Here is a 9121-nt window from a genome sequence, read left to right on the forward strand (position 1 = left end):
GTACGAGATCGGCATCGATCTGCAGCGCATTTCGCTCGGCGCGCTGATCATTGCGCTCGGTCTGCTCGTCGACGACGCGATGATCGTCGTCGAAATGATGGAGCGCAAGCTCGAGGAAGGACTGGTCAAAATCGAGGCGGCGAGCTTCGCCTATACCTCGACGGCCTTCCCGATGCTGAGCGGAACGCTGATCACCACCGCGGGCTTCATCCCGGTCGGCTTCGCGGCTTCGACGGCCGGTGAATATGTGCGCTCGCTGTTCTACGTTGTCGGCATCGCGCTGGTCGTCTCCTGGTTCGTGGCGGTCTACTTCACGCCGTGGCTTGGTCACATGATCCTCAAGCAGCGAAAACACGCCGGCAGCCATCACGATGTCTTCGACACACGCTTTTACCGCCGGCTTCGCGCCACCGTCAGCTGGTCCGTGCGCCACCGCATCATCGTGCTGGTCATGACGCTGGTGACCTTCGTCACCAGCCTGTGGGCGTTCCAGTTCATCCCGCAGAATTTCTTCCCGCAGTCATCGCGTCCGGAAATCCTTGTCGACCTCTGGCTGCCGGAAGGCACCAGCATCAAGGAAGTCGAGACGCAGGCCAAGGCGCTCGAAACCAGGATGATGGACGACAAGGACAAGCGCTTCATCGCCACCTATATCGGTGAGGGCGCGCCGCGCTTCTTCCTGCCGCTCGACCAGCAGCTTCGCAATCCGAACTTCGCCCAGCTTCTGGTGATGGCCAATGACGAACCGGCCCGCGAGCGGCTGATCGTCAAGCTGCGCACCATTCTGGCCGAGGATTTCCCGTCGGTTCGCGCCAAGGTTGACCGCCTGTTCCTTGGGCCGCCCACGGGCTGGCCGGTGCAGATGCGCGTCATGGGTCCGGATCGCCAGGAGGTGCGCCGCATCGCCGACGAGGTGAAGGCGAAGTTGCAGGCAAATCCGCTGCTCGGCGCCGTCCACGACGACTGGCTGGAGCCGGTGCCGGAGATGAAGCTGGTGATCGACCAGGATCGCGCCCGTGCGCTCGGCGTCACCTCGCAGCGCATCCGCCAGATGCTGCAGGCAACCATGTCGGGCGCGCCGCTCGATGATTTCCGCGACGGCGAGGAGACCGTTTCGATCGTCGCCCGCGAACCGGAAGCAAGCCGTCACCTGCTGTCGGCGGTCGACTCGGTCTCTGTCCCGACGGATTTCGGTGGCTTCGTGCCGCTGTCGCAGGTCGCCAAGGTCGTCCCGGTGCTGGAGCAAGGCGTCGAGTGGCGGCGCGACCGCCTGCCGACCATCAGCGTGCGTGCCACGTTGCCGGATGGCGTGCAGTCGAACGATGTCGTCATGAAGATGTACAGCGAGATGCAAGGCCTGCGCGACGGTCTGGCGCCCGGCTACAACATCGAGATTCAGGGCGGCGCCGAGGATTCGGCCGAAAGCCAGGCCTCCATTGCTGCGAAAGCTCCAATCATGCTGGCCGTCATCGTCGTGCTGCTGATGATCCAATTGCAGCATTTCGGCAAGGCGATGCTGGTGCTGGCGACCGGTCCGCTCGGCATCATCGGCGCTGCGGCGGCACTTTTGATCAGTGGCGCGCCGTTCGGCTTTGTCGCCATCCTCGGCGTGATCGCCCTGCTTGGCATCATCATGCGCAACTCGATCATTCTGGTCGACCAGATCGACCATGATATAGCGGCCGGCATGGAGCGCTCGGAGGCCATTATCGGCTCGGCGGTCCGCCGTTTCCGGCCGATCATGCTGACCGCGCTGACGGCGGTCCTGGCGCTGATCCCGATCTCGCGCGGCGTCTTCTGGGGTCCGCTCGCCTATGCCATGATGGGCGGCATCCTCGTTGCCACAGTGCTCACTATACTCGTCCTTCCGGCAGGCTATGCATTGTTCTTCGGCAGGGAGCGCAAGAAGGCCGAGGATGCGGAGCAGGCGGCCGAGCCGGAGCTGGCAGAAAACGACGACAGGCCGCGACTGGCTCTGGCCGCCGAATAGCGCTGTTGGCAGATGTGACGTCCAAGGTTTAAATCCGCCCACCGGCAGAGCGCTGGAGGAGAACGTCATGACCATAGTTCAGGCACCGGTGGCGCTGCGCCAGCCGATCGACGGCCGCCACCGTCAGATGTTCGTCGATGGCGCCTGGCTCGACGCCCGTTCGGGCCGCATCATGGAGACCCGCAATCCGGCAACCGGCGCGGTCATCGCCACGGTGCCGCGCGGCGACCGCGATGATATCGAGCTGGCGGTGGCTGCGGCGCGCCGGGCCTTCGACGGGCCGTGGAGCCGGTATAAGCCCTACGAGCGACAGGTGCTGCTCCTCAGGATCGCCGACCTTTTCGAAAAGCACTGGGAGGAGATCAGCCGCTCGGACACGACCGACATGGGCATGCCGATCGTGCGTACCCGTGCCAACCGCAACCGCGTCATCGGTATGCTGCGCTACTACGCCGGCATGGCGACGTCCCTGCATGGCGAGACGATTGAGAACTCGCTGCCGGGCGAAATCGTCTCCTTCACGCGCAAGGAGCCGGTCGGCGTCGTCGGCGCCATTATCCCCTGGAACGCACCGACGGCCGCTTCGATCTGGAAGATCGGGCCAGCGCTTGCCGCGGGCTGCACCGTGGTGCTGAAACCTTCGGAAGAGGCGCCGCTGACGCCGCTTCTGATCACCGACATCATGAACGAGGCCGGCGTTCCGCCAGGCGTCGTCAACATCGTAACCGGCACCGGTGCGGAGGCAGGTGCCGCTCTTTCCGAGCATATGGGCGTCGACAAGATCGTCTTCACCGGCTCGACGGCAACGGGCCAATCGATCGTCCGCGCCTCGGCCGGCAACCTCAAACGCGTCTCGCTGGAGCTTGGCGGCAAGTCGCCGGTCATCGTTTGCGCCGACGCCGATCTCGACAGGGCGGTGCCGGTCGCGGCGATGTCGGTGTTCGCCAATTCCGGCCAGATCTGCATCGCCGGCTCGCGCCTGTTCGTCGAACGCTCCATCCATGACGAGTTTGTCGAGCGCCTGGCGGTCTATGCCAAGGGCCTCAGGATCGGCGACGGCATCGACCCGGCGACCGAGATCGGCCCGCTCGTCTCCGAAAAGCAGCTGCAACGGGTCGCCTCGTATCTCGAGGCCGGCACGGCGGAGGGCGCGACCCTCGTCACCGGCGGTGAACGCCTTATGGAGGGTGCGCTGGCCGCCGGCAATTTCGTCGCGCCGACGGTTTTTGCCGGTGTCTCGGACGACATGAGGATCGCGCGCGAGGAAATCTTCGGGCCGGTCATCTCGGCATTGCCGTTCGATACGCTCGACGAGGCGGTCGAGCGAGCCAACAACACGCCCTACGGGCTTGCCGCAGGGGTGTTCACCCAAAATCTCGCCACCGCCCACCAGCTTTCCAGGAAAATCCGCGCCGGCTCGGTCTGGGTGAACACCTATCACGCCATCGATCCGGCCATGCCTTTCGGCGGCTACAAGATGAGCGGCTACGGCCGCGAGGGCGGTGCCGAGCACCTCGACGAGTATCTCAACACCAAAGGCGTGTTCATCAAGATCGATTGAGTCTCACGCGGGATATGGCATGAAACGAAAAAACCCGCCTCGGCGGCGGGTTATCGGTGCCAATCGGCACTACAGCTAAATCACTAGAATAACTGCCGGAACAAAGCAAGAACAAACGTGCAAGAGGATCGAGCGCGCATCGCGCGCTCAATCTTTGAGGCGGAGGTCAGATGACGAACAGCCAGTTGGCGAGCAGCATCACCACGACGCCGGCGATCAGCGTCAGGTAGGGCAGGATGCCCGCCTTTCTGACGGCGAGATCGGATGAGGTCATGCCGAGATCAGCCAGCATGTGGTCGGGGAATTTGCCCTTGTCCTGAATGTAATGCCGGAAGCAGAACACCGGGATGATGAGGCCAGCCGTGATCAGCCCTGCCCACAGTGCCATCGGGTTCCAGACCTTTGCACCGGCGCCCATGAAGATCATGTTGACATAGGCAAGGATGGCGCCGAGGCCGAGCAGCCAGCTCGGTGCCTTCCACGGCCGCGCGATATGGCCGTTGTCGATGCGATGGATCCAGCCGGCATTGAGGTTGAGGAAGTTGAAGATGATGTAACCGCAATTCGACACGGCGAGGATGAAGAAGAAGCTGGTCGCGTCGGCCGAAGCGATGGCCAGCACGGCCAGGTTGAAAATCAGGTCGGTCCACATGGCGCGGGTCGGGGCGCCGTGTTCGTTGACATGGCTGAGATAGCGCGGCAGCCAGCCGTCGACTGAGCCCTGATAGAGCGTACGCGAGGACCCCGCCATCGCCGTCATGATGCACAGCACCAGGGCCAGGATCATCAGCATCACCAGAAGGCTATGGATCAGCTGTCCGCCGCCGACCATGCCGGCCAGTGCGTCGGCAACGCCGGAGCCGTCGACGATCGGGGTCGCCAGCATGCCATTCAAGCCGAGCACGCCCTGGAAGGTGAACGGCACGAGGATGAACAGCAGCATGCACAGCAGGCCGGAATAGAAGATCGCCTTGAAGGTGTCGGTGCCGGGATTCTTGAACTCGGACGTGTAGCAGACGGCAGTCTCGAAACCGTAGGTCGACCAGGCGGCAATGAACATGCCGCCGAGAACGAGCGTCCAGCCGGCAATGTTCCACGCCCCGGGCTCCGGCGCATAGGCGGCCGCCAGCGGCACCAGCGGCGAAAAATTCGCCCAGTCGATCTGGCCGGTGACGATCGGCACGACGCCGACGATCAGCATCGGAATGATGACGAACAGGCCGATATATTTCTGCACGTTTGCCGTGCCCAGGATGCCGCGATGCTGGATGGAGAAGATGATCAGCATCAGCACGGCGCCGATGAAGAAGGTGGCGTTGAAGGTGAAGGAGACCGGACCCAGCGTGTGCCCGTAAAGCGTCCAGTTGCGGATCGCCGGTGTGGCGGCCGCGGTCACCGCCGTGATGGCATCGGCGGCACTCGTTCCGGCGTTAGCCGCGATATAGGCGGCGACTTCCGGCGAGGCGTCGGTAAACAGCGGCACCGGTGCCAGCGCGTTGAGGATATAGGCGGCGGCGATCGAGCAGCCGAGCGACAGCACCGGCGACCAGGCGAACCAGTTGCACCACACCGACAGCGGCGCGATGAACTTGGAATAACGCAGCCAGGCGGTGGCGCCATAGATCGAAGCGCCGCCGGACTTGTTCGGAAACAGGCCGGCGATCTCGGCATAGGTGAAGGATTGCAGGAAGCCCATGATCATGGACACCGTCCAGATCAGGAAGGCCAGCTTGCCGGTCGTGCCGGCAATGCCGCCGATCGAAAACAGGACAAGGGCGGGAACGCCGCTTGCCACCCAGAAGGCGCCGCGCCAATCGATATTGCGGTGCAGCTGCCCTTCGGCAGGCGGCACCAGGGCAGAGACTATTGTGCTCATATACGTGGATTCCCCATTTTTGATCTTCCCATCGGCGACAGCCGACACCTCGCGATGCGTCACCGACGCACGCGTTGAAACGAGCTCAGGCGGTTTCCGCTCAGTAGTATTTTTTTCTTGGCAGTGAAGATCGATCCGTCACGCTTTCACGTCAAGCGTTTTGTGAAGCTGTGCACATCGCAGATGCGGAACACGCTCTTACCATCTCCCCTTGTTGTAGGAGAAGGTGGCCTCGCGAAGCGAGGTCGGATGAGGGGTGATCCAGCTTGGCACCGACAGCCCTCCGTCCAGCACCCCTCTTCCGTCTCGGCGCTGCGCGCGCCGATCCACCTTCACCCACAGGGGGAGAAGGCAAGGGATGCCACCGTCAGGAGCGCGGTCTGCTCTTTTGCGGATCGTAGTGGGCGAAGGGCACGACGCGCGCCGGCAGCCGCTTGCTGTGTCCGTCGAGCTTGCCGATCTCGACCTCGGTGCCGGTCGCGGCATGGGTGACGTCGAGCCTGGCCAGCGCGATGGTCTTGTTCAGCACCGGCGAACGCATGCTCGAAGTGATTTCGCCGATCTGGGCGCGGCCCACATGGACGCAATCGCCATGCCCAACCGCGACATTGGCGTCGACGTCGAGGCCGACCAGCTTCCTCAGCGGGTTTTCCTTGCGCCGGATCAGCGCCTCGCGCCCGATGAAATCGTCGGTCTTGGTCTTCAGCGGCACCGTGAAGCCGATGCCGGCCTCGAATGGATCGGTCTGGTCGGAAAATTCATAGCCGGCAAAGATCAGACCGGCCTCGATGCGCACCATGTCTAGCGCCAGCAATCCCATCGGCTTCAAGCCATGCGGCTGGCCGGCCTCCCAGATGACGTCGAACACCTTTTCGGCGTCGCGCGGATGGCACCAGATCTCGTAGCCGAGTTCGCCGGTGTAGCCGGTGCGCGAAACGACGATCGGAATGCCGTTGCCGCCGCCGATCCGGGCGACGGCGAAACGGAACCATTCGAGCTCCTCGATCGACGGCTGCAGCGGCGAAGTCCAGATGATCTCCTTCAGGATGTCGCGGCTCTTCGGTCCTTGCACGGCGACATTGTGCATCTGGTCCGTCGACGAACGCACCAGCACGTTGAGGCCGAGTTTCGTCGCGGTGTCGCGTAGCCATTCGCCGGAAAGATCGTCTCCGCCGACCCAGCGGAAATTATCCTTGCCAAGCCTGAGCAGCGTGCCGTCGTCGATCATGCCGCCATGCTCGTAGCACATGGCGGAATAGACCACCTGGCCGATGCCGAGTTTTTTTACGTCGCGGGTCAGCGTGTATTGCAGCAGCGCTTCCGAATCCGGGCCGGTGACCTCGAATTTGCGCAGCGGCGAAAGGTCCATGATCACCGCGTCCTGCCGGCAGGCCCAGTATTCGGCGATCGGCCCCTCCTTGGCGAAGGCGTTGGCCAGCCAATACCCCCTGTACTCGACGAAGTTGCGGGTGTGCCTGGCAAAGCTCGAATGAAATGATGTCTCGCGGGTCATTTTCGGTTCCGAATCGGGCGTCATGCGTCTGGCGATCGCTCGCGAGAATTTGTGCTGGCCGGAATAGGTCCTCACATGGATGTCGGTCAGGTTCCAGCCATTGGCCGGCGTCGTGTCGTCGGGGCAGGCGGACGAGACGCAGACGATGTCGGTCAAAGCGCGCAGCAGCACATAGTCGCCCGGCCGCGACCACGGCTCGTCGGAAACCATGACGCCATGCGCGTCGATCGCCGTGTTGAAGAAGAAGTTGATCGCCATCCAGCCGGCGCGAGGATTTACACCCTTGTCCGACAGCGCACGGTTGAAATTCTCCGAGCAGTTGGGGTGACCGGGATAGCCGATGTCGTCGTAATATTTGGCAGCGCAAGCGAGCGCGAACGCATCGTGCCGACCGCAAGTGTCCTGCACGACCTCGACCAGCGGCTCCATGTCCTGGTCGTAATATTTCGAGTGCAGGCCGGGCATCGGGTAGCTCGAACCCATCAGCGTGCGGGTCGTCGTCACGTCGAGCGGATGGTCGCGTCCCTTGTCGAGCTTGCGCGCCGAAAAGCACTGGAAGTCCGTGCATTGGCGCCCGTCCACATCGATGATCTGCAAATAGTCGCCGGCTTTGACGAAGTAGGATTCGGCGGTCGCCGATTGGACGCGAAAATCGAGCACTGGATCGGCCAGCGGGTCGCCAAGCTGCGACTTCGCCGCTGGGCGAATGCTGGCGCGCCGCACAATGATGCTGAGCGGCGTCGCCGTGTCATGGCCGTCGACCAGCATAGGACCACCCGGGGCGGCGATGAGCATCGAGCCATTGCGGGCTACGGTAAAACTCTGTTCGGTGCCGGCAGGGGTGGCGCCACCGAAAACGCGAACCGTCTTTGCCTGGTCCAGCTGCACCTGGCGTCGCTCCAGCCCCCGGCGCAAGGAAGCGAAGCTGTCGTCGCCATCGGCCAGCAGCGCCTTGATGCCGGCGGCATTGCTGTTCGATTTCTCGCCGAAAATGCCGGCATCGGTCGCGCCGGTCTTGTCCCATGCGAGCAGCTCGCAGGCCTGCCCGCCTTCGACATTGCGCACGCTGATCGTGTCGCGGGCCTCGACGTCGATAAGCACCGCGCCATTGCCTTGAACAAAATAGCGCTCCATGCCAGCCGGCAGCGCCATCTGGCCGGGCCGCAGGATCAGGCTCGGCCGGGGCGGTCCGGCGGCGACGGCGGGGTAGGGCGACTGGCTCATCTCAACCCCAGTTTCGAGAAACAAGTTTGCCTGTACGTGAAATTATTTTAGCGGCAAGAATAGGCGGCAAGGCCGGATTTGGCAAGGTGAGGCTTCGTGCCGGCCGCAGACACGCGGATGAAACTTTACGCGAATTCCTCGGAATGCCTGATGTCGACGCCGTATTCGGCGGCCGCGTCGAGCATTGTGTGCCACAAGCTTTCGGCGAAGGTTGCAAACACCAGAAGATTGAACACCGCCTGCCCATCCGGCCCGTCATCGCCGCGCCAGAGATTGACGCTGGTATGGTCGATCGACGTCGCGGCAGCGGCGCCGATCGGAAACGCCGTCGGGTGCAGATCGATCGACGACAATTTCGCCAGCATGGTGCGCGCCTTGGCTCCCGAGACGCTGATCCAGGCGCGCGCATGCGACTGGTCCGACAGCGAGGCGGATTGCGAAAACACCTGGCTCAATGTGTTTATCGTGTACTTACCGCCCTTCGATAAGACGAGGAACTGATCCGGTCCCGACCAGATGAGCATCACGTCCGAAGCGCTCACCGCCTTCGGCACATCCGGAGCCGCTAAGCCGAAACGGGCTGTGGTGGCGCTCGCCAGTTCCGCCCCTTTGCCGCGCCGCGCCATCACCTGGATCAACTCGAAATTGCGAACTTCAGTGAGGAAAATGCCCGGCGCGACCTCGCGCTCGCCATAAGCGCCCGCAACAAGCGCGCGTTCCAGCGGACTGCGGGGAAGCCACGAAGATTCAGCCACGCTGGCGCCCTCCATCCGGATCGTAAAAGACGGGATTGCACAGCTCGACATCGTATTCCTCGCCGCGGAGCGGGTCATGCGCATGGACGATCTCGCCGATCCGCTCGCGCCCGCGCTCGACAAGCGCCAGCCCAATCCATTGGTCGAGCGTCGGCGAGAAGCAGACCGACGTGACATAGCCCTGATCGTTGGCGAAACCTGG

6 protein-coding genes are annotated in these 9121 nt (G+C 63.3%); 2 read left to right on the forward strand and 4 right to left on the reverse strand.

Features of this window, described 5'->3' with window-relative positions:
• Both EOA86_RS10950 and EOA86_RS10955 read left to right on the forward strand, forming a co-directional pair.
• The coding region (locus tag EOA86_RS10950; RefSeq protein ID WP_164891675.1) for an efflux RND transporter permease subunit at nt 1-1990 on the forward strand (1990 nt) is incomplete at its 5' end.
• 67 nt (nt 1991-2057) lie between these two features.
• The gene (locus tag EOA86_RS10955) at nt 2058-3551 is read left to right on the forward strand and encodes an aldehyde dehydrogenase family protein (protein WP_128341636.1); all 1494 of its coding nucleotides are present in this window, start codon (nt 2058-2060) and stop codon (nt 3549-3551) included.
• A 166-nt stretch (nt 3552-3717) separates the two neighbouring features.
• Here the strand turns inward: EOA86_RS10955 and EOA86_RS10960 are convergent, their stop codons facing one another.
• The 4 genes from EOA86_RS10960 to EOA86_RS10975 all read right to left on the reverse strand — a co-directional run.
• Entirely contained in the window at nt 3718-5427 is a 1710-nt protein-coding gene (locus EOA86_RS10960) for an APC family permease (protein WP_128341638.1), read from the reverse strand.
• A gap of 367 nt (nt 5428-5794) precedes the next feature.
• A complete protein-coding gene (locus EOA86_RS10965) occupies nt 5795-8164 on the reverse strand; it encodes an aminomethyltransferase family protein (RefSeq protein WP_128341639.1) in 2370 nt (789 codons plus the stop codon).
• Between the two features lie 125 nt (nt 8165-8289).
• The gene (locus EOA86_RS10970) at nt 8290-8919 is read right to left on the reverse strand and encodes a sarcosine oxidase subunit gamma family protein (protein ID WP_128341641.1); all 630 of its coding nucleotides are present in this window, start codon (nt 8917-8919) and stop codon (nt 8290-8292) included.
• Nucleotides 8912-9121 (reverse strand): glycine cleavage T C-terminal barrel domain-containing protein (locus EOA86_RS10975; protein ID WP_164891676.1); only part of this gene is annotated, 210 nt, incomplete at its 5' end. The genes EOA86_RS10975 and EOA86_RS10970, both read right to left, overlap by 8 nt.

It is taken from the genome of Mesorhizobium sp. M5C.F.Ca.IN.020.32.2.1 (assembly GCF_004023105.1).
In the GTDB taxonomy this organism is placed as follows: Bacteria; Pseudomonadota; Alphaproteobacteria; order Rhizobiales; family Rhizobiaceae; genus Mesorhizobium; species Mesorhizobium wenxiniae.